This is a genomic window from Collinsella sp. An307 (assembly GCF_002161805.1).
Classification (GTDB): Bacteria; Actinomycetota; Coriobacteriia; order Coriobacteriales; family Coriobacteriaceae; genus Coprousia.
The window spans coordinates 227,699-247,812 of sequence record NZ_NFIP01000003.1 but is presented as its reverse complement, the minus strand read 5'-3'; the positions used below and the strand labels follow the sequence as shown (position 1 = coordinate 247,812).

15 protein-coding genes and 2 rRNA genes are annotated in these 20,114 nt (G+C 62.0%); 5 read left to right on the top strand and 12 right to left on the bottom strand.

Annotated elements, in window-relative coordinates; genetic code table 11:
• From B5F89_RS10120 to infC, 8 genes are all read right to left on the bottom strand, one after another.
• A 23S ribosomal RNA gene (locus B5F89_RS10120) occupies positions 1-445 on the bottom strand; the annotation flags it as partial.
• A 397-nt stretch (positions 446-842) separates the two neighbouring features.
• Positions 843-2,345, bottom strand: a 16S ribosomal RNA gene (locus tag B5F89_RS04205).
• Positions 2,346-2,831: 486 nt separating this feature from the next.
• Positions 2,832-4,250: a 6-phospho-beta-glucosidase gene (locus B5F89_RS04200; RefSeq protein WP_087430541.1), complete on the bottom strand. Its 1,419-nt coding sequence runs from the start codon at positions 4,248-4,250 to the stop codon at positions 2,832-2,834.
• Between the two features lie 92 nt (positions 4,251-4,342).
• Positions 4,343-5,770, bottom strand: coding sequence for a PTS transporter subunit EIIC (locus tag B5F89_RS04195; protein ID WP_087430540.1), 1,428 nt, complete (start codon positions 5,768-5,770; stop codon positions 4,343-4,345).
• Between the two features lie 101 nt (positions 5,771-5,871).
• Positions 5,872-6,732 carry a PRD domain-containing protein gene (locus B5F89_RS04190; RefSeq protein ID WP_087430539.1) on the bottom strand — a complete coding sequence of 287 codons (861 nt, stop codon included), beginning with the start codon at positions 6,730-6,732 and terminating at the stop codon, positions 5,872-5,874.
• A gap of 374 nt (positions 6,733-7,106) precedes the next feature.
• Positions 7,107-7,466 carry a 50S ribosomal protein L20 gene (gene rplT, locus B5F89_RS04185; RefSeq protein ID WP_087430538.1) on the bottom strand — a complete coding sequence of 120 codons (360 nt, stop codon included), beginning with the start codon at positions 7,464-7,466 and terminating at the stop codon, positions 7,107-7,109.
• A gap of 51 nt (positions 7,467-7,517) precedes the next feature.
• Positions 7,518-7,709: a 50S ribosomal protein L35 gene (gene rpmI, locus B5F89_RS04180; protein WP_087430537.1), complete on the bottom strand. Its 192-nt coding sequence runs from the start codon at positions 7,707-7,709 to the stop codon at positions 7,518-7,520.
• A 36-nt stretch (positions 7,710-7,745) separates the two neighbouring features.
• Entirely contained in the window at positions 7,746-8,303 is a 558-nt protein-coding gene (gene infC / locus B5F89_RS04175; protein WP_204230572.1) for a translation initiation factor IF-3, read from the bottom strand.
• Positions 8,304-8,721: 418 nt separating this feature from the next.
• Here infC and B5F89_RS04170 point away from each other — a divergent pair, with 418 nt between their 5' ends.
• The 5 genes from B5F89_RS04170 to B5F89_RS04150 all read left to right on the top strand — a co-directional run bounded on the left by B5F89_RS04170 (position 8,722) and on the right by B5F89_RS04150 (position 12,262).
• On the top strand, positions 8,722-9,111 hold the full coding sequence (locus B5F89_RS04170; RefSeq protein ID WP_087430535.1) for a hypothetical protein: 390 nt from the start codon (positions 8,722-8,724) through the stop codon (positions 9,109-9,111).
• Positions 9,101-9,439, top strand: a complete 339-nt coding sequence (locus B5F89_RS04165; RefSeq protein WP_087430534.1) for a biotin/lipoyl-containing protein — start codon at positions 9,101-9,103, stop codon at positions 9,437-9,439. The genes B5F89_RS04170 and B5F89_RS04165 overlap by 11 nt, the downstream gene beginning before the upstream one ends.
• 131 nt (positions 9,440-9,570) lie before the next feature.
• Positions 9,571-10,686 carry a sodium ion-translocating decarboxylase subunit beta gene (locus tag B5F89_RS04160; RefSeq protein ID WP_087430533.1) on the top strand — a complete coding sequence of 372 codons (1,116 nt, stop codon included), beginning with the start codon at positions 9,571-9,573 and terminating at the stop codon, positions 10,684-10,686.
• 13 nt (positions 10,687-10,699) lie between these two features.
• Positions 10,700-10,840, top strand: a complete 141-nt coding sequence (locus B5F89_RS10115; RefSeq protein ID WP_087430558.1) for an OadG-related small transporter subunit — start codon at positions 10,700-10,702, stop codon at positions 10,838-10,840.
• 27 nt (positions 10,841-10,867) lie between these two features.
• Entirely contained in the window at positions 10,868-12,262 is a 1,395-nt protein-coding gene (locus B5F89_RS04150) for an oxaloacetate decarboxylase subunit alpha (RefSeq protein ID WP_087430532.1), read from the top strand.
• Between the two features lie 560 nt (positions 12,263-12,822).
• Here B5F89_RS04150 and B5F89_RS04145 read toward each other — a convergent pair.
• The 4 genes from B5F89_RS04145 to pckA form a co-directional block, all read right to left on the bottom strand.
• Complete coding sequence (locus B5F89_RS04145; RefSeq protein ID WP_087430531.1) at positions 12,823-13,569, bottom strand: alpha/beta fold hydrolase; 747 nt, start codon at positions 13,567-13,569, stop codon at positions 12,823-12,825.
• 64 nt (positions 13,570-13,633) lie between these two features.
• Positions 13,634-17,422 carry a DNA polymerase III subunit alpha gene (dnaE, locus tag B5F89_RS04140; RefSeq protein WP_087430530.1) on the bottom strand — a complete coding sequence of 1,263 codons (3,789 nt, stop codon included), beginning with the start codon at positions 17,420-17,422 and terminating at the stop codon, positions 13,634-13,636.
• Positions 17,423-17,751: 329 nt separating this feature from the next.
• Positions 17,752-18,237, bottom strand: a complete 486-nt coding sequence (locus B5F89_RS04135) for a DUF3284 domain-containing protein (RefSeq protein WP_087430529.1) — start codon at positions 18,235-18,237, stop codon at positions 17,752-17,754.
• Positions 18,238-18,336: 99 nt separating this feature from the next.
• Positions 18,337-19,941, bottom strand: a complete 1,605-nt coding sequence (gene pckA, locus B5F89_RS04130) for a phosphoenolpyruvate carboxykinase (ATP) (protein WP_239286669.1) — start codon at positions 19,939-19,941, stop codon at positions 18,337-18,339.
• Between the last annotated feature and the right edge of the window lie 173 nt (positions 19,942-20,114).

Sequence of the window (20,114 nt, the reverse complement as noted above, 5' to 3'; positions counted from 1 at the left end):
TGACCGGTCTCCGGTCGAGGCTTCGCGTACGGGGCTGTAACCCTCTGCGGCCGGCCCTCCCATGCCGTTCCGCTCGCCTCGCCGGACGGCCGCGGGGCCCGGCAGGACCCCGATGCACCGCCCCGCAACCCCGGTGGCGCGAAGGCTGCCGCCCGTATGCGCTCACCGGTTTGCCCTCGGCCCCCTTTCGCTCGCCGCTACTCGGGGGATCTCGTGATTGATTTCTCTTCCTCCGGGTACTTAGATGTTTCAGTTCCCCGGGTTGCCCTCCCCCCTCCTATGTGTTCAGAGGGGGGATGACGGGACCTCTCCCGTCGGGTTCTCCCATTCGGGTACCCCCGGATCGAAGGCCGTGTGCGCCTCCCCGGGGCCTATCGCGGCTTGCCGCGCCCTTCGTCGTCTCCCTGCGCCAAGGCATCCGCCGTGCGCCCTGCATATCTTGCCCCCGCCTCGCGGCGGGGCGCCATGCGTTGTATTCCGTGCTTTTCCATCGTTCGACAATTCGTGGATGTCGCGATCGGGAGCGGTGGAACGCCCCTCGCGGGACGACGCCACTCCAGATTCTTAAATGTCGTTGTCTCTTATCGCTTTCGGATCGGAAAGATCGTCTAAAGTCAGATGGAGAATCGATTTTCGAAATCGTTCCAGTTCCGCGACAGGGACATGCCCTGTCGCTTCCTTCTCGCTATGCGGCTCTCAAGGTACGCGGGGCGAACCCCGGGGACCGGGTACCGCGGGGTGAGGGGCCAGAGAGGAACGGGCGGGCTCGATGCCGCGCCTGGGACCCGGCATACCGGGTGTTCAGTTTGAAAGTCATTATTCTTTCTCGGGCTTCTCCCTAGAAAGGAGGTGATCCAGCCGCACGTTCCCGTACGGCTACCTTGTTACGACTTCACCCCCCTCGCCCTCCACACCTTCGACGCCTCCCTCACGAGGTTGGGCCGGCGGCTTCGGGTGCAGACGACTCGGGTGGTGTGACGGGCGGTGTGTACAAGGCCCGGGAACGCATTCACCGCGGCATGCTGATCCGCGATTACTAGCAACTCCGACTTCACGGGGGCGGGTTGCAGCCCCCGATCCGAACTGGGGCCGGCTTTCGGGATCCGCTCCCCCTCGCGGGGTCGCCTCCCTCTGTACCGGCCATTGTAGCACGTGTGCAGCCCAGCGCATAAGGGGCATGATGACTTGACGTCGTCCCCGCCCTCCTCCGGCTTGGCGCCGGCGGTCCCGCGTGGGTTCCCAGCCTAGCTGATGGCAACACGCGGCGGGGGTTGCGCTCGTTGCGGGACTTAACCCAACATCTCACGACACGAGCTGACGACAGCCATGCACCACCTGTGACCGCTCCTCTCGGCCACCGCGTCTCCGCGGCTTCACGGTCATGTCAAGCGCTGGTAAGGTTCTTCGCGTTGCTTCGAATTAAGCCACATGCTCCGCTGCTTGTGCGGGCCCCCGTCAATTCCTTTGAGTTTTAGCCTTGCGGCCGTACTCCCCAGGCGGGACGCTTAATGCGTTGGCTGCGGCACGGGGGGATCGTCCCCCCACACCTAGCGTCCATCGTTTACGGCTGGGACTACCAGGGTATCTAATCCTGTTCGCTCCCCCAGCTTTCGCGCCTCAGCGTCGGTGCCGGCCCAGAGGGCCGCCTTCGCCACCGGTGTTCCGCCCGATATCTGCGCATTCCACCGCTACACCGGGCGTTCCACCCTCCCCTGCCGGACCCGAGCCGGGCGGTTCGGGGCGCGGGACGGGGTTGAGCCCCGCCATTTGACGCCCCGCCTGCCCGGCCGCCTACGCGCGCTTTACGCCCAATGAATCCGGATAACGCTCGCCCCCTACGTATTACCGCGGCTGCTGGCACGTAGTTAGCCGGGGCTTCTTCTGCAGGTACCGTCTTGACTCGTCCCTGCTGAAAGCGGTTTACGACCCGAAGGCCTCCATCCCGCACGCGGCGTCGCTGCGTCAGGGTTGCCCCCATTGCGCAAGATTCCCCACTGCTGCCTCCCGTAGGAGTCTGGGCCGTGTCTCAGTCCCAATCTGGCCGGTCGGTCTCTCAACCCGGCTACCCGTCGTCGGCACGGTGGGCCGTCACCCCGCCGTCTACCTGATGGGCCGCGGAGCCATCCCCTCCCGTCTGGGCTTTACCCGCGGGGCCATGCGGCCCTGCGGGGCTATCCGGTATTACCCCGGGTTTCCCCGGGCTATCCCGGGGGAGGGGGCGGGTTCTCCACGTGTTACTCAGCCGTTCGCCACTCGCTTCCACCCGGAGGTGGGTGCCGTTCGACTTGCATGTGTTAGGCGCGCCGCCAGCGTTCATCCTGAGCCAGGATCGAACTCTCCGTCCAATATTCCGGCCGGCACGGTCGTGCCGGTCTCAGTCCATATCGGCGCGGTGGAGCCCGCCCGTCTCGGCTGACGCCGAATCGGATCCATCGTTCGCTTAGATCAGCCTGAGCGGAATGCAGGTGAAACCTGTACCACTCTGAAATCTCATCTGGAAGATGGTGTCTCTCTCTGTCTCTCGGGGCGGAGGGATCTTCCTCCGCCTCCCCGCGATATCCGGTTCTCAAGGTGCCCGCTCGGCGGTCCCCGGCTCCCGCCGGGCCGCGCGGCAGGGATATATATTGCCAGCGTCCCATCCCTCGCGCAAGAACGAAATATCGATTCACATTTTGAACACATTCTCTGAATCTTTACTGACTCTTATCCTCATCCTAATCGCCCAACCTGCAACCAGAGCCATCTGCTCTATCAACCTAATATATCCATCCCCCTATGCAGCGCGAGATATATAGCAAACGGGGCACCCAGAGGCACCCCGTCCTACATTGCTATAGCTCCTCGCCGTTTGTCTCTATTACGTGCCGATACCATTCGAACGACTTCTTCTTGGTGCGGCGGCGCGTACCCCGCCCCTCATCGTCGAGGTCTACATATATAAAGCCGTAGCGCTTCTTCATCTGACCCGTTGCGACTGAGACAAGGTCAATCGGACCCCAACAGGTATAACCCATGAGGTCCACGCCGTCCTCGTCAACGGCCTCCTTTATGGCTTGGATGTGCTCCCGCAGGTATTCGATGCGGTAGTCGTCCTCAACGTAACCGTTCTCATCCGGCTCATCGGGAGCCCCGAGGCCGTTCTCCACAATGAACAGGGGCTTCTGGTAGCGGTCGTAGATGTCGTTCATAGTGATGCGCAGGCCGAGCGGGTCGATGAAGCGACCCCAAGGCTCCGTCTTGAGATACGGGTTCGGCGCCGAGCGCAGCAGGTTGGAGTCGTACTGACCTTCCGCCTCCGCTTCCACCACGCGCGTGGAGTAATAGGAGAAGGAGACGAAGTCCACGAGGTTCTGCGCGAGCACCTCGCGGTCGTCCTCAGCCCAGGGAATCTCGAAGCCGCGGCGCTCGTACTCCTTGAGCACATAGCAGGGATAGTACCCACGCACCTGCACGTCGGTGAACATATAGTGCTTACGGTTCTCGCCTTGCGCCGCCTGCACATCAAGCGGGTTGCACGTGGCCGGATAGTAGATGCCGGCATTGAGCATACAGCCAATCTGCCCGCCCGGCACCAGCTTGTGGCACAGACCGACCGCCCGGGCGCTCGCCACCAGGACATGGTGCACCGCGGTGTGAATGGCGGCGTAGCGGTCCTCCCCTTCTTGAAAGATGACGCCTGCACCCATGAAGCAGGCCGAGGTCATGACGTTGATTTCGTTGAAGGTCAGCCAGTACTTCACCTGCGATGCGTAACGCGCGAGCACCGTCTCGGCAAACCGCATAAAACAGTCGAGCACGGTGCGGCTGCGCCAGCCACCGTACGCCGTCACCAGGTGCATGGGGATGTCGTAGTGGTTAAGCGTCACCACCGGCTCTATCCCCCGCTCGCGGCAGACGCGGAAAACGTCGTCGTAGAAGGCAAGGCCCTCCTCGTTGGGCTCCGCGTCGTCACCGTTGGGGAAGATGCGGCTCCACGCGATGGAGAGGCGCAGGGCCTTGAACCCCATCTCGCCGAAGAGCGCGATGTCCTCTCGATAATGATGATAGAAATCGATGGCCTGTTGAGCGGGGTAGTAATGGCTTTGATCCGGTTCAAGCATGGCTAATCTGCCGTCGATCACCGGAATACGGTCGCTACCGTAAGGAAGCACATCCGCATTGGCAAGTCCTCGACCCCCTTCATTCCAAGCACCCTCGCATTGGTTGGCGGCGAGCGCGCCGCCCCAGAGAAAACCGCGTTTTAATGGCATGATGATTTCTCCAAATTGACATGGTAGAAAAACGAGCACCGACCGCAGAAAAAAAAATCAAGCGATCGGTGCAACAGAATTCGCCCTAGCTGCTATGCCTCCATCGCACTCTCGACCGCCTCTTCATCTGATTTCTTGTTTTCGAAACCAAATACCATAGCAAGCGCAAACGTCACCGCTGCACCGGCTAAACAGCTGATTGCACCAGGAATGACGTCTTGAGAGAACATAAGTACGTTCATCCAGGGGAAGCCAAGACCGGTGAAAATCCAGACCCGAGCATCGAGCACCGAGCAAAGCAGTCCGCCAACAGCGCCGCCGATCATGCTCCAGGCAAGAGCCTTTTTATCGCGCAGCAGGATACCGTAAATGATGGGCTCACTCACTCGACCAAGAGCGTAGGTGGTAAACGTGGTCCAACCGAGCTGACGGTTCGCCTTCCCCCGCGACCTCAGTCCATAAGCAAGAGCGGTAACAAGGGTGGCATACATGACAACAATGGTCGCAGGGTAGCAAACGGCATCATAACCCGCTTCGAGCCATGCAGGCGTCATTGCAGTGAGCACCGGGATATGCATACCGGTGGCGATTACGAGATTCCACGTCGCGCCGACCACGATGCCACACAGCGGTCCGGCATTCGTTCCCAGCCAAATGATAAGATCGGCAACAAGACCCATGACGAACGATACCGCCGGACCGAAGATGCACAAACCAAGAGGCAGCATGATGAGCATGGTGCCAACCGGGATAACAAGAATACGCAGTACATCGGGGCATACCTTTTTGATAAAGCCCTCCACGTAAGACTGCGCCCACACAATCATGATGATGGGCAGTACAGACTGCGTGTAATTGATGAGCTGCATCGGAACGCCATACACATCGAAGGGTTTTCCCTCCTCTACGATGGCGAGCATATCCGGGTGAAGCATGCAGGCAACCTGCACCAAGGCAAGAACAGGGCTTGTCTTGAACTTCTTAGCCGCAGCGTATGCCACAAACATCGGCAGATAGTAATACGCCGCATTGCCAACGAGAGTAAATAGTCTATAGATATTGCTATCTTCCGGCATCACTCCAGCGCCCTCGGGCCCCAAGAGAATCGTGAACATCTTGAAGATACCAGCGATGCAGAAGACCGGAAGGATTGGTGCGATGCAGCCGCTCACCGCATCGAGGATGAGATTGCCGATGCGCTTGGGCGCGAAGCGCTCCTTCCAGGGGAGCTTCGGTGCGTCGAGGTTCTCGTCGATGGCCGCCTGAACCTCAAAGCCACCTTCCTTGCAGACCGCATCGTACACCCTGTCGACCGTGGGGCCAATGACAAGTTGCACCTGTCCGCCAGCGCGCACAACGCTGATGACCTCGGGAATGGCGTTCAGCTCGTCATCGTTTGCGAGCCCCTCGTCTTTCAGCACAAGGCGCAGACGCGTCATGCAGTGCGTCGCACTCGATACGTTCTCTTTGCCGCCCACCTTCTCGATGATGGTCGCGGCTAGTTTCTTGTAGTCAGCCATGGTTCCTCCTCACGCTCGGCGTACCCGAGCGCTCGAATCCTATCGGGTCGTGATGTAGGAGGTCATGCCCTGCCCTTACGCAGGTTACAATCCTTCTGGCTCTATCTACGGTTGTCGGCTCTTCCGGTGTCGGCCTGTGAACAGATACGGTTCACGTGGAGCATGAGGTAGAGCTTCTCCTCATCGGTAAGCGACGTGTGCCACTCGCGCTCCATATACGCGCAGATATGATCGATGCACTCGGCAAGCTCGGGAAATTCCTTGCGAGAGTTCCCATACAACGGCAGATTCGCGCTGCTTAGGCTCTCGTTGCTTTGAATGCGCTTGAACAGGTACTGCACGTGCGTGGCGAAGCGAGAAAACTCAAACGACTCTCGGTCGATAATGGTGCGGAAATCACGCTCAACGATCGAGGTCACATCATTGAGCAGCCGCTCGAACGACTGGGCGCGGTCACTCGTTGCCTGAACCTCGGTTCCCGTTTTGGCGTTCACCAAGTTCATGGCGATGCTCGCGACCTCTTCTTGAGGGAGCTCGATGTCAAGCTCGCGTCTCACACGAGCAACGATGTACTGCCCGATCTTGTACTCTTGCGGGTAGAGCTGCTGGACGTCGTAGGAAAGCGACATGTCAAAGCGGATGCCCTTCTTTTGGCGGGCGATGGCAAACGCCAGATGGTCCGCCATGATGAGCACCGCATTGGGACTGAGCTCGTAGGGAAGCTCGTTCTCCACGATATCCATGACCTTTGCCGTAAACAGAACCACATCTGCCGGCAGGTCTTGCATGATGCGCTGACCTTGGGCATCGATGCTGTAGAACGTGCGCTCGATATCCGCCATAGCGAGCTCACGCGGGAAATCCCCGCCAAAGCCTACGCCCTTACCCAGCGCCACGATCTCACGCCCGCGGCTATCGCGGCAGATGACGGCGTTGTTGTTGAGCTTTCTGATCGCCTGCATATCGGTGCACCTCCTTTCCCTATGATACGGCACGGCGATTCGACCGAAAACAAAATCGGGGCATGACCTCGGTGAGATAAACTCCCTACGGTCATGCCCCGATACTGGTGACACCCGAATCTATGTGCATCTTAACGCTGCGTCGCTCACGCGACCGATACCGGATGGCCATGCTCCCTTACGGGATAACAACCCATCACACTGAAGCTTTATAACGGTCCTCGCGGGCGCGGTCAAGCCGTATCGCCCGGCAATCAGCCGAGCGGTTTTTAACATTCGGCAAACGTAGCTCCCAAAGCAAAACGGGGCGCCCAAAGACGCCCCGTTGCATATGCGCATGTGCGCTGATTTAGCCGATTGCCGTAGGCGAGGCCTTACGCCTCGAGCGCCTTCTTGGCGATGGCGGCGAGCTCGTTGAAGCTCTCGATGTCCTCGTAGGCCATCTGGGCGAGCATCTTGCGGTCGAGCTCGATGCCGGCGAGCTTGAGGCCGTGCATGAACTGGCTGTAGGAGATGTCGTTCAGACGCGCAGCAGCGTTGATACGCTGAATCCAGAGGCTGCGGATCTCGCGCTTCTTGTTGCGGCGATCGCGGTACTGGTACTGGAGCGAGTGCTGGACCTGCTCCTTGGCGTGCTTGTAGGTACGCGAAGCGGCACCGTAGTAACCCTTCGCCTGCTTCATGATAGTGCGGTGGTGCTTACGGGCCATAACGCCGCGCTTGACTCGTGCCATAGTGAATCACTCCTATAGGTATCTCGGGATCGGTATCAGAGGTGCGCGCGTTTAGGCGAGACGCGAGCTGATGACCTTGCGGTCGGCAGCGGAGATGGTGGTCTCCTGGCGGAAGTTGCGCTTACGCTTGGTGGTCTTCTTGGTGAGGATGTGGCTCTTGAAGGCCTTGGCGCGCATGATCTTGCCGGAACCGGTGACGCGGAAGCGCTTCTTGGTGCCGCTGTGGGACTTCATCTTAGGCATGGGGTTTCTCCTTATCGCTTACAGGACTTGACTTACCTAGGCGTTGCTCTCGCCCTTGGCGGGCTTCTCGTCGAAGGCGCCCTTGATGGGTGCGAGCAGCATAATCATGTTGCGGCCCTCGAGCTTGGGCTGCGACTCGACCGTCGCGACGTCCTTGAGATCGCCGGAGAGGCGCTCGAGCACGTTCAGACCCTGCTCAGGATGGGCCATCTCGCGACCGCGGAACATGATGGTCACCTTAACGCGTGCGCCTTTCTTAAGGAAGCGCAGCACATGGCCCTTCTTGGTCTCGTAATCGCCCACATCGATCTTCGGCCGGAACTTCATCTCCTTGACCTCGACGCGCGACTGATTCTTACGGGCCTGCTTGGCCTTCATGGCCTGCTGGTACTTGAACTTACCGTAGTCCATGACGCGGCAGACCGGAGGGTCGGCGTTGGGCGCGATCTCGACAAGGTCGAGACCCTGCTCGTCCGCGACGCGCTGCGCATCACGGATGCCAAAGAGGCCGAGCTGCGAGCCGTCGACGCCGATCAGGCGGCAGCGAGTCGCGGTGATCTCGTCGTTGATGCGCGTGTCATCGTGCTTAGCTATTTTCGGTACCTCCCTCTTAAGAGATATGCAGACGAAAAAACCCGGAGGCCAAAGGGCATCCGGGCATCACGTAAGATTCTGCACAGACTCACGCCGAGGCGCGATGTGCATCCGTTGTGTGATAACCAGACAGCTACCCATTTGGCGCCGCAAGGTGGGGGCCGTATGCCCCGCTTCGTCAGGCACCGCTTTCGCAGTGCGGGATGAATGGTACCACATCCCCCAAAGCTTCACGGCATCCCCATGAGTCTTTTTTGAAACCGTTCACCGATATATCGTAACCGCGCCGCCGCTCAAACCGACCGCTCCCCGAACTCCACATACCGCTTGCCCGGCACGCTCCACACGCTCGATACAATACAGCCATTGTGCGCGCTGAGCCCGATTGCGTCGTTGCGCGCCGGAAAGGATGGCCGCTATGGGCCTTCGCTCTATGATCCGCGCCCTTCTGGGACGCTCCTCATCGTCTCGTGGGCACGCCGACAAGACGGCGCGCACCACGGTCCAGCCGCCGCGCGAGCCCGAGATCGCGCCCGGCTACCCCGCGCGCGACTGGGAGGAGATCCCCGCGTACCTGCCGGTCGATCCCGCCGAGCATCGCGAGGCCGTCATCATCGCCACCGCCATCGCCGCTGCCGACAAGCCCGAGAGCTCGTTCTCGGTCAAGCACGTCTCTATGGCAAATCCCGAGTATCGCCGCGTGGCGTGCATCGCCACCGCACTCGGTGCGGGAGCCCTCCCCGAGAGCTCCTTTGTAGTCAAGCACGTATACCGTCAGAAGTCTTTGGAGGAGACCCATGCTGCGTAAGTTCAAGATCTCGATCGACGGCACCGCCTACCTCGTAGAGATGGAGGAGGTCGGAGCCACCGCCACGCCGGCAGACGCCGTCGCCCCCGCCGCAAGCGCGTCGGTCCCCACCGGCGCTCATACGCAGACCGCGCCCATGCCCGGCAAGATCGTCGATATCAAGGTCAACGTGGGTGACACCGTCAAGGTCAACCAGCCCGTGCTCATCCTCGAGGCCATGAAGATGGAGTCCGAAATTGTGGCCGAGCAGGACGGCGTCATCGCCTCCATCAACGTTGCCAAGGGCGACATGGTGAACCCCGGCGACACGCTCTTCTCGCTCTCGTAGCCGCCGCTTGCGCCCCCGTGCCTTCCGCAGCGACCAAACCACCGGCCGTCTGCCCGAGGCATCGCCTACCCACCCCTCTCCTCGCCGGGTAAGGCCGCCCCTTACGGCGAGGCGAACGAAAGGTATCCATCGTGGAGATATTGATTGAAGGCGTGACCGCGCTTATTGCCGAGCCCGGTCGCATCGCGATGATGCTCATCGGCGCCGTGCTCATGTACCTCGGCATCAAGAAGCAGTACGAGCCGACGCTGCTCGTGCCCATGGGCCTTGGCACGATTCTGGTAAACATCCCCGGCTCCGGCGTCCTTATGACCGGCGGTGAGCCCGGTCCGTTCCAGATCCTTTTTGACGCCGGCATCGAGACGGAGCTCTTCCCGCTTCTGCTCTTCATTGGCATCGGTGCCATGATCGACTTTGGCCCTCTACTCTCCAACCCGTTCCTTCTGCTCTTTGGCGCGGCGGCGCAGTTTGGCATCTTCTTTGTCATCATCGTGGCGTCGCTGCTCGGCTTTGACATCAACGACGCCGCTTCCGCCGGCATCATCGCTGCGGCTGACGGCCCGACCTCCATCTTTGTGGCCAACTCGCTCGGATCCAAGTACATGGGCGCCATCATGGTCGCCGCGTACTCCTACATGGCGCTCGTGCCCATCATCCAGCCCGTTGCGGTCAAGGCGGTCACCACCAAGAAGGAGCGCCGCATCCGCATGAACTACAACCCGTGCGCGGTCTCCAAGACGGCCAAGATTCTCTTCCCCGTCATCATCTGCGTCATCGCGGGCCTCATCGCACCCGACTCGCTGCCGCTCGTGGGCTTCCTCATGTTCGGCAACCTCCTGCGCGAGTGCGGCGTGCTCGACAACCTCTCGATGTCTGCGCAAAACGAGCTCGTCAACCTCATCTCTATTCTGCTCGGCCTCTGCGTCTCGGTGAAGATGGAGTACCACGACTTCCTCCAGGTCGATACCCTCATCATCATGGCGCTCGGCCTTCTGGGCTTTGTGATGGACTCTGTGGGCGGCGTGCTCTTTGCCAAGCTGTTGAACCTCTTCCGCAAGGAGAAGATCAACCCCATGATCGGCGCCGCGGGCATCTCAGCCTTCCCCATGAGCTCCCGCGTGATTCAGAAGCTTGCCACCGAGGAGGACCCGCAGAACTTCATCCTCATGCAGGCGGCGGGCGCAAACGTAGCCGGCCAGATCGCCTCGGTGGTCGCCGGCGGCCTCGTCCTCGGCCTCTTGCTCTAGAAGGGAGTGCATGATGACGTTCAATCTTGAGAACCTCGAGGTCGCCTTCCAGATCCTCGGACTGGGCTGGGGCGGCATCTTCCTGGTCATGCTCATCATCTATCTCGTCTCGCTCGTGCTCGGCCGCATCTTTCCGCCGAGCGAGGGCGAATAGCGCGCCATCTGAAAGGGGTGACACCATATGACCCGTAAGATCCGCTTCATGGAAACGATCCTGCGCGACGGCCAGCAGAGCCAGATCGCCACGCGCATGCCCATCGAAGACATGCTGCCGGTGCTTGAGGACCTCGACTCCGCCGGATACTACGCCTTGGAGTGCTGGGGCGGCGCGACCTTTGACGCCTGCTTGCGCTATCTCAACGAGGACCCGTGGGAGCGTTTGCGTACCATCCGCGAGCATGTGAAGAACACCAAGCTCCAAATGCTGCTGCGCGGCCAGAACCTGCTCGGATACCACAATTATCCCGACGACGTGGTCGCTGCGTTTGTGAAGAAGTCCGTGGAAAACGGCATCGACGTGCTGCGCATCTTCGACGCGCTCAACGACACACGCAACCTCAAGACCTCCATCCGCGCCGCCAAGGAGGCGGGCGGCGAGGTGCAGGCTGCCATCTCCTACACCACGAGCGACGTGCACACGGTGCGCTACTTCACCTCGCTCGCCATCGAGATGGAGCGCGCCGGCGCCGACTCAATTTGCATCAAGGACATGGCGGGCGTGCTCACGCCCGACGTTGCCACCGAGCTCGTCAGCGAGATCAAGGCGTCCTGCGACGTGCCGCTGCAGATCCACACGCACGGCACCGCCGGCATCGCTCAGATGACCTACCTGAAGGCCGTCGAGGCCGGCGCCGACATTATCGACACCTGCCTCTCCCCCTTCGCCGAGGGCACGAGCCAGCCCGCCACCGAGTCGATGGCCATCGCGCTTGAGGCGCTCGGCTACAAGACCGACCTCAACATCGAGACGCTCGAGCACGTGGCGGAGCATTTCGCGCCGGTGCGCGACCGCTTCCTCGCAGAGGGCATCCTGAACCCCAAGGTGCTCTCCGTCGAGCCCAAGGCGCTGCTTTACAAGGTGCCCGGCGGCATGCTCTCGAACCTCATCAACCAGCTGCACGACCTTGGCCTCGACGACAAGTACGACGAGGTGCTCGCCGAGGTGCCGCGCGTGCGCGCCGAGCTTGGCTACCCACCGCTTGTGACGCCGCTCTCGCAGATGGTCGGCACGCAGGCCCTCATGAACGTGGTTACCGGCGAGCGCTACAAGGTCGTCTCCAACGAGATCCGCGATTACGTGCGCGGCATGTACGGTCGCTCGCCCGTGAAGATCAGCCGCGAGGTGCGCCAGATGATCATCGGTGACGAGGAGCCCATCACCTGCCGCCCCGCCGATCTGATCCTGCCCGAGATGGGAACGCTCCGCAAGGAGATTGCCTGCTACGCGCACTCGGAGGAGGACGTGCTCAGCTATGCGCTCTTCCCCAACGAGGCGCGCGACTTCCTGGGCCGCCGCGAGGACCCCTTCTACGACGTGCCCGTGCAGGAGGTTAACGTCTCCATCGACGTGGCATAGGGGCGCAAGCCCATTCGACAAGCCAATTCAACCGCCCTGCCATAGGGGCAGTTGCCAAGAAGCGCTCGGAAACGGGCGCTTCTTTGTGTTTGCTAGACATGGCGCGGTGCGACGTTCATCCTGAAGCGCCACCTAAAACCGTCGACGCGCTTGGCGCTGCACCGCGTTTCAGCTCACTTCACCACAAAAATGCGCGATGTAAGTGGGCTTCCGGCAGCGTGGCCTGAACACGATGCGACGGAAATCGATGTACCAGCGTGTTTTCTTTGCAAACCCCATGTCCGGCGGGGTAGGTTCAGAAGGTCCACTTACAACACGTAGTTTTCAGCCTTTGGGACTCGGCAATCATGAGCTGGCGCCCAAACTCAAGTCGTTTATGAGCGTATTTCTCTTACGGAACAGCGTACACCGATGGTTTTAGCTTTTTATACCGGTGCTTTTCGCAGGAAAGCGCTTTATCTTACTAAAGTATCGATTTGATCCTTGCGCTTTTACGCTCATGAACGACTTGAGCCGGCAGCTGCAATGTACCTTACTGTGTTGCAGCGAAAATTAGTGCGTTACAGCGCGGCGACAAACTCCCGCACCGCGGCGACCGCCTGATCGAGGTGCTGGTGGTAGCAGTGATCGTCATCGGGGATCACCACGAGACGTGCGTTGCGATAGCGGGCGACCGCCGCCTCCGAGTCGCTCAGCGGCACACCCTCATCGGCGCTGCCATGCACGATAAGAACAGGGCCAGGATAGCGGTCGATCTCGTCCTCCACATGGATGGTCTGCGCCACGCGGGCGTAGTTGCCGGAGAGCGTCCGCTCCCCCACCCCGATCGTAGCGGGGATGTGCACCGGGTCGAAGGGGCATCCTAACAGGACGCCCTGACGGGCCGCCTCGGGGATGAGAATCGCCGGTGAGAGCGGCATCAGCGCCGCGACGTCGTCGGGGCACATGCCTGCAAGAAGCATGGAAAGCAGGCCGCCCTGCGAGTGGCCGGCGAGGTAGAGCGCATCAACGAAATCGAGCCCGCGGGCGTAGTCGATGACCGCAAGGCCCTGGGTCACCCACTTGTAGAGCGTATGGTCGGCAAAGGCACCGTCGCTCTTACCGTGGCCGTAGAGGTCGACGCGCAGCGTAGAGACGCCTTCCGCACGAAGGCCTTCCGCCACGGCGATGATGTGGCGCTCCTCCATATGACCGGTGAAGCCGTGAAAGACGATAGCGAGCGGGCCGCGCTCCGTATCCTCAGAGCGGTCGAGCTTGGCATGCACGCGCTTGCCGTCGACGTCGATGTAGAACTCCTCGCAAGCCATAGGGCATCCTTTCTCGCTACGACAGGACAGGTTCCGCAGGGTCGAGCGCCGGCAAGCGCTGCGCCTATACCACCGTCACGCGGCCGGCGTTGCCGACGATTGCCTTCGCCTCGGCGATAAGCGGGATGGAACGGGCGTTCACGCGTGCGGGGATTTCGGCGCGCATGTGCTGGCCGTCGCGCTGCTCGATGAAGAGCTCCACGCGGTCGCCGCCCGGGTTGGTGGCAAAAAGCGCCGCCAGACGCGCCATGTTGCCCTGGCTAAAGCGCGAGCTCGGCACCATCACCTCAAACACCTTGGGGCGGTTGGCCTCTTCATTGAGCTCGAGCGGCAACACCTCCTGCGCGATAATCTGGTCGCCGCGGTCGCTCCGCTCGAGCTTGCCGCGCACGCGGATGAACGCATCGGAGAGGACGGCACCCGTCTCGGGGTCGGTCTCGCCGTAGAGGTAGCTCTCGCACTCCTTGTAGACCTTGGGGAACATGACGATGGTGGCCTCGCCCTCCATGTCCTCCAGACGCACGATCGCCATGGGGTCGCCCTTCTTGGTGACGCGCTTGGAGACCTCGGCGACCATGCCGGCGAACCAGTACGGCTTGCCCTCGGGGATGGCCTTGTTAACGGTGCCGCCACCGGGGGCCGCGACCTCAAAGCCCGTATCGATCTGGGCGAGGGTGTACTCGCGCGCCTTGCCGAGCGCGTACTCAAAGGGGCGCAGCGGGTGGTCGGAGACGTAGATGCCGAGCACCTCGCGCTCTGCGGAGAGCTTGGTGTGGCGATCCCACTCCTGGCCGTCCGGCTCGGGAATGGAGACCTCAAAGCCCGACCCCTCGACGTCGCCGAACATGTCGAAGAACGAAACCTGGCCCGAGGCCTGCTCCTTCTGACGGCGCGTGGCGGCGTCGACGATGTTCTCAGGGTTGGCCTTGTCGACGAAGCTCATGAGCTGGCGGCGCGTGTAGCCCGACGAGTCGAAGGCGCCTGCCTTGATGAGCGCCTCGATCACGCGGCGGTTGGCCTGGCTCGAGTCCACGCGGTCCACGAAGTCGTGCAGGTTCTTGAAGGTGCCGCCGTGTTCGCGCTCGGCGATGATGGCGTCGGCCACGCCCTCACCCACGCCGCGGATGCCCGCAAGACCAAAGCGGATGCCCTCTTTGACCGCGGTGAACTCGCGGCCCGACTCGTTGACGTCAGGCGGCAGCACCTGGATGCCGTCGTGGCGGCAGGCGGAAACGTAGTGCACGATCTTGTCGGTCTTGCCCGTGTAGGACGTGAGCACGGCCGCCATGAACTCGTTGGGGTAGTGCGCCTTCAGCCAGGCGGTCTGCATGACGAGAATGGCGTAGCCGGCCGAGTGCGACTTGTTGAAGGCGTAGGAGGCGAACTCGAGAACGTCGTCCCAGATGCGCTGGGCGGTCTCGCGCTTGTAGTCGTTGCGCTCCGCACCGTTCATCCAGTGGTCGTAGATGGTCTCCTCGTGACCGTCCTCCCAAGTGAAGACCTGCTCGGTGAGCATCTTGATCTTCTTTTTGGCCACGGGCTTGCGGATACGGCTGTCCGACTCGCCCTTGGAGAAGCCGCACATCTCGACCGAGATGTTCATAACCTGCTCCTGGTAGACCATGGTGCCGTAGGTCTCGCCCAGGATATCGTCCAGACGCGGGTCGTAGGAGACGGCGGGCTCCTTGCCGTTCATACGGTTGATGTAGCTCGTGACCATGCCGGCGCCCAGAGGGCCGGGGCGGTAGAGGGCGATCAGAGCGACCACGTGCTTGTACTCGGTGGGCTTCATGTTCTTGATCGTTGCCGTCATGCCGGCGGACTCGATCTGGAAGACGCCCGCGGTGTGGCCGGTCTGCATAAGCTTGAAGATCTCGGGGTCGTCGAAAGGAATGGCGTCCACGTCGATATCGATCCCGTAGTTTGCCTTGATGTTGGCCTTGGCCTTAGAGATAACCGTGAGCGTGCGCAGGCCCAGGAAGTCCATCTTCAAGAGGCCCATGTCCGCGACCGTGTGGCCTTCGTACTGGGTAATCTCCACGCCGCCCTTGGTGTCGAGCTTGGTGGGGACGTGCTCGTTCACCGGGTCGCGGCAGATGAGAACGGCGCAGGCGTGCACGCCCTCGCCGCGGGTGAGGCCCTCGATGGAAAGGGCCGCGTCGATGATGCGGCGCGCGTCGTCGTCGGAGCGGTAGGCGTCGGCAAAATCGGGGTTGTAGTTCTCCTCATGCCCCGGCACCTGCTCGAGCACCTGACGGAGCTTGACCTTGGGGTCGCTCGAGATCATCTTCGAGAGGCGCTGGCCCATGTACACGGGGTAGTCGAGCACGCGCGCCGCGTCGTTGATAGCCTGCTTGGCCTTGATGGTCGAGTAGGTGATGACGTGCGTGACCTTCTCGGAGCCGTAGAGCTGGCGGACGTGCTCCACCACCTCCAGGCGACGCTCATCGTCGAAGTCCATATCGATATCGGGCATCTCCATACGCTCGGGCGAGAGGAATCGCTCGAACATGAGGCCGTTTGAGAGCGGGTCGAAGGTGGTGATGTCCATGGCGTAGGCAACGAGGGCGCCCGCCGCCGATCCACGGCCGGGGCCGACGCCGATGCCGTTTTGCTTGGCCCAGCGCACGTACTCGGCCACGATCAGGAAGTACGCCGCAAAGCCCTTGTCGCAGATGACCTTGTACTCAAACTCAAAGCGCTCCTTGATCGAGACGCCGTTGATAACCTGCGTCTCCCAGCCCTCGCCGTAGCGCTTGGCAAGACCGGCCTCGCACTCGCGACGGAACTGGCTCTCATGCGTCTCACCGGGGTCGAGCAACGGGTAACGGGGCAGGATGATCTGACCCCACTCGAGCTGCACGTCGCACTTATCGGCAATCTCAACCGTGTTGTCGCAGGCCTCCGGGCAGTACGGAAAGAGGGCGCGCATCTCATCCTCGGTCTTCATGTAGAACTCGCTGCCCTGCATGCGCATGCGGTTGGGGTCGTCAACCTTGGAGTTCATGCCAATGCACATCATGATGTCCTGCACCGGCGCATCGTCGCGCGTGAGGTAGTGGAAGTCGTTGGTGGCGATGACCTTCACGCCAATCTGGTTGGCGATGTCGATTAGACGGCGGTCGAGCTGCTCATCGGTAAGGCCGGCGTCGGTCGAGATGCCGTGGTCCTGAATCTCGATGTAGAAGTTGCCGGGCTCAAAGGTGTCGCGGAAGGTAGTTGCCCACATGAGGGCGTTCTCGTCCTCGCCGCGGTCAATGCACTTGGGGATGATGCCGGCGATGCACGCCGAGGTGGCGATGATACCCTCGCGGTGGCGACGCAGGTTGTCGAGGGTGACACGCGGCTTGTAGTAGAAGCCTTGGACCGCAGCCTCGGACACGATCTGCATGAGGTTGACGTAACCGGTGTGGTTGCGGGCGATGAGGATCATGTGGTAGAGCTCGGGCTTGTGGTCGCGCGCCAGGGTTTCGTCCGGCGTGAAGTAGACCTCGCAACCGAAGATGGGCTTGATGACGGGCTTGGGCTTGGCCGAGTCGAGCGAGCCGGTCTCTTGCCACACCGCGCAGTCGCGCTCCCACTGGGCACGCGCCTTCTCGTCCTCGGGCGCCTCGCCAAAACCCTCGGTGGCAAACGTCGCCTTATCGTGCTTCCACTGGCGAAAATCGGGCGCTGCGTTGTTCACGGCGTCGCAGGCAAGGCCGAGCTCGGGAATGCCGTACATGTAGCCGTGGTCGGTGAGCGCCACGGCAGGCATGCCGAGCTCCACGGCGCGCTTGACCATGTCGCCCACGCGCGTAGCGCCGTCGAGCATGGAGTATTCGGAATGGTTATGCAGGTGAACGAAGGCCACAGGAGCGTCTCCTCATCTGATGTGCTGTCGTATCGTCTCTGGTTTCGCTTGCCAAAAGATTCTACCGCAGCGCCCGGACAGCGACCGTGCCGCCCGAAGCCCTCACACCGTGTTCGATGCCGCACCCCGCGCTCTCGAAACCGATCGGACCCTCCCCGCTTCGAGCAGTCCCTCTTTATCAGTTGATACGCGGAGGCCGTTCAACAGGGCGGGCGGAGGTTTCCGGCGAGTTCCGCACGAGCCGAAGGCGCCAGCGGCGCCTTCGTGCGAGTCAGGACTGCCCGAAGCCGGGAACCTCCGCCCGACTCGGCCTCTTTGTCGTGTCTGCGCTAGTCCTCGTTCTCGATTGCGTCGAGCAGCGGGTTGGAACCGTGGGCGCCGCCGCCCCGCTTGGCGTCGCGCTCGATGGCGTCGAGTGTGCGGTTGGCCCGGCGGGCCGCCTTCTTCTCGTAGTGCTTGAGCCACCAGTCAGCAAAAAGGCCGCTTCTGGGGTTGGGATCGACGAACTTCTCGGAGTAGGTAAGCGTAAGGCCGCCCTCGCCGCGCGGAACGACGTGGTAGCGCACGGTGTTGGTGCCCGTGCTGTAGGTGAAACGGACCTCGTAGACCTCCGGGTAGCGGTACTTCAAGATCTTGACCGTGATCTCGGTGCCGCCCTTACCGCCCTGGCGGGAGAGCTTGCGGTACTTAAGGCCGTTGAGCTTGCGGCGCGTGGGCCGCGTACCCGTCGCACGCGCAGCATCATCCATAACGGTGCGCTCGATCTCGTTGAAGAACTGCTCGGGCGTGATGTCCATCTCACGCGTGATGTCCATGGTCCCCTGCTTTCGGAATCGCTACATTGCGGTCAGAAAATGCAGCGGAGGCCCCGCAGGACCTCCGCTCGTCTCTGTTCAGACTAGATGGGTGAGGTACTACTCCGCACGCGGACGGGCGAGGTCCTCGAGGGAAACGCCCGGATAGCGCTTGTGGAAGTTCTCGTCGAACATGTCGGCGAGCTTCTTGGCAGCCTTGTCGTAGGCCTCCGGATCCGCCCAGGTCTGGCGCGGGTCGAGCAGCGTCGTGGGAACGCCGAGGCACTCGCGCGGCACATCCACACCAAAGATCTCGTCGCGGCGATAGCCGGCGTCGTCGATCGAGCCGTCCATGGCGGCGCGCACGAGGGCGCGGGTGTGCGAGAGAGCGATGCGGTGGCCCACACCGTAAGGACCGCCGGTCCAGCCGGTGTTCACCAGGTAGACGCGGGTGTTGTGGCGCACAATCTTCTCGCCCAGCAGGTAGGCGTAGACCATGTGGTCGAGCGGCATGAAGGGCTCGCCAAAGAGCGCGGAGAACGTAGGCGTGGGCTCCACGATGCCCACCTCGGTGCCGGCGACCTTGGCAGTGTAGCCGGTGAGGAAGTGGAACATGGCCTCCTCGCGGGAGAGCTTGGAGATCGGGGGCAGGACGCCGTAGGCGTCGGCGGTAAGGAAGAGCACCACGCTCGGGCTCTCGCCCACGCCGGACTCGACGACGCGCTCGATGTGCTCGATCGGATAGGCGGCGCGGCCGTTCTCGGTGATGGAGCTGTCGGAGTAGATGGGCGCGCGGCTCTTACGGTCGAGCTTGACGTTCTCGGACACCGAGCCAAAGGTGATGGCGTCAAAGATGTCGGGCTCGCGCTCGCGCGTGAGGTCGATGGTCTTGGCGTAGCAGCCACCCTCGATGTTGAAGATGCCGCGCGGGCTCCAGCCGTGCTCGTCGTCGCCGATGAGCAGGCGCTCGGGGTCGGCCGAGAGCGTGGTCTTGCCCGTGCCGGAAAGGCCAAAGAGGATGGCCGTCTTGCCGGTCTTGGGGTCGACGTTGGCCGAGCAGTGCATCGGCAGCACCCCGTCCTCGATGGGCAGGATGTAGTTCATCATCGTGAAGACGGCCTTCTTGATCTCGCCGCAGTAGCCGGTACCGGCGACGACGATCTTCTTGTGGTTCATGTCGAGGATGACCGCCGCAGGCGCGAGGCCGTCACGGTCGGTGGCGCAGACGTAGGTCGGCGCGGCGTAGACGGTGATGTCGGGGCGGCCGAAGTTCTCGAGCTCCTCCTCGGTGGGGCGCACGAGCATCTGGCGGATGAAGAGCGCCTGATGGGCGCGCTCGGCGACGACCATGACCTTGCGGGCGTACTTGCGGTCCGCACCGGCGTAGCCGCGCACGACGAAAAGGTGGCGACGCTGGGACATGTAGCGCGCAACGTTCTTGCGGACGCGCTTGTAGGTGGCCTCGTCGATGGGCTTGTTCTGCTTGCTGTTCCAGTTGATGTTCTTATCGGCCTCGCCGGCGTCGACGAGGTAGCGGTACTCGGGGCTGCGGCCGGTGAAGGCGCCCGTGGAGACCGAAAGGGAACCGGTGGAGGTGAGGTAGGCCTCGTGGTGGGAGATGGCGTGCTCGATGAGCTTAGCGGGGCTCCAGTCGACGTGCACGCGGTCTTGGTCGACCTCGATACCGAGGTTGATCAGGATGGATTCAATCATGGGCTCGGTCATATACACTCCTTGGGATAGAGGGCCAATATGCACCATCTTTTTCAGTATGGCCGAATGGACGGAGTGCAATTCACCGCAAACGGAAGACCTTCGGCGAACGGTAGCGATGGGCCCGTGGGGAGACGCCCCTTCGCTCTGCGCTTCGAGCAGTCCTGGCTCGCTCGGAGGCGCCG

What these genes read in the sequence shown, in the direction of transcription:
- B5F89_RS04200 (WP_087430541.1), bottom strand. Translation starts at nt 4,250, where the DNA reads ATGCCATTAAAACGCGGTTTTCTCTGGGGCGGCGCGCTCGCCGCCAAC.
- B5F89_RS04195 (WP_087430540.1), bottom strand. Translation starts at nt 5,770, where the DNA reads ATGGCTGACTACAAGAAACTAGCCGCGACCATCATCGAGAAGGTGGGC.
- B5F89_RS04190 (WP_087430539.1), bottom strand. Translation starts at nt 6,732, where the DNA reads ATGCAGGCGATCAGAAAGCTCAACAACAACGCCGTCATCTGCCGCGAT.
- rplT (WP_087430538.1), bottom strand. Translation starts at nt 7,466, where the DNA reads ATGGCACGAGTCAAGCGCGGCGTTATGGCCCGTAAGCACCACCGCACT.
- rpmI (WP_087430537.1), bottom strand. Translation starts at nt 7,709, where the DNA reads ATGCCTAAGATGAAGTCCCACAGCGGCACCAAGAAGCGCTTCCGCGTC.
- B5F89_RS04170 (WP_087430535.1), top strand. Translation starts at nt 8,722, where the DNA reads ATGGGCCTTCGCTCTATGATCCGCGCCCTTCTGGGACGCTCCTCATCG.
- B5F89_RS04165 (WP_087430534.1), top strand. Translation starts at nt 9,101, where the DNA reads ATGCTGCGTAAGTTCAAGATCTCGATCGACGGCACCGCCTACCTCGTA.
- B5F89_RS10115 (WP_087430558.1), top strand. Translation starts at nt 10,700, where the DNA reads ATGACGTTCAATCTTGAGAACCTCGAGGTCGCCTTCCAGATCCTCGGA.
- B5F89_RS04150 (WP_087430532.1), top strand. Translation starts at nt 10,868, where the DNA reads ATGACCCGTAAGATCCGCTTCATGGAAACGATCCTGCGCGACGGCCAG.
- B5F89_RS04145 (WP_087430531.1), bottom strand. Translation starts at nt 13,569, where the DNA reads ATGGCTTGCGAGGAGTTCTACATCGACGTCGACGGCAAGCGCGTGCAT.
- B5F89_RS04135 (WP_087430529.1), bottom strand. Translation starts at nt 18,237, where the DNA reads ATGGACATCACGCGTGAGATGGACATCACGCCCGAGCAGTTCTTCAAC.
- pckA (WP_239286669.1), bottom strand. Translation starts at nt 19,941, where the DNA reads ATGACCGAGCCCATGATTGAATCCATCCTGATCAACCTCGGTATCGAG.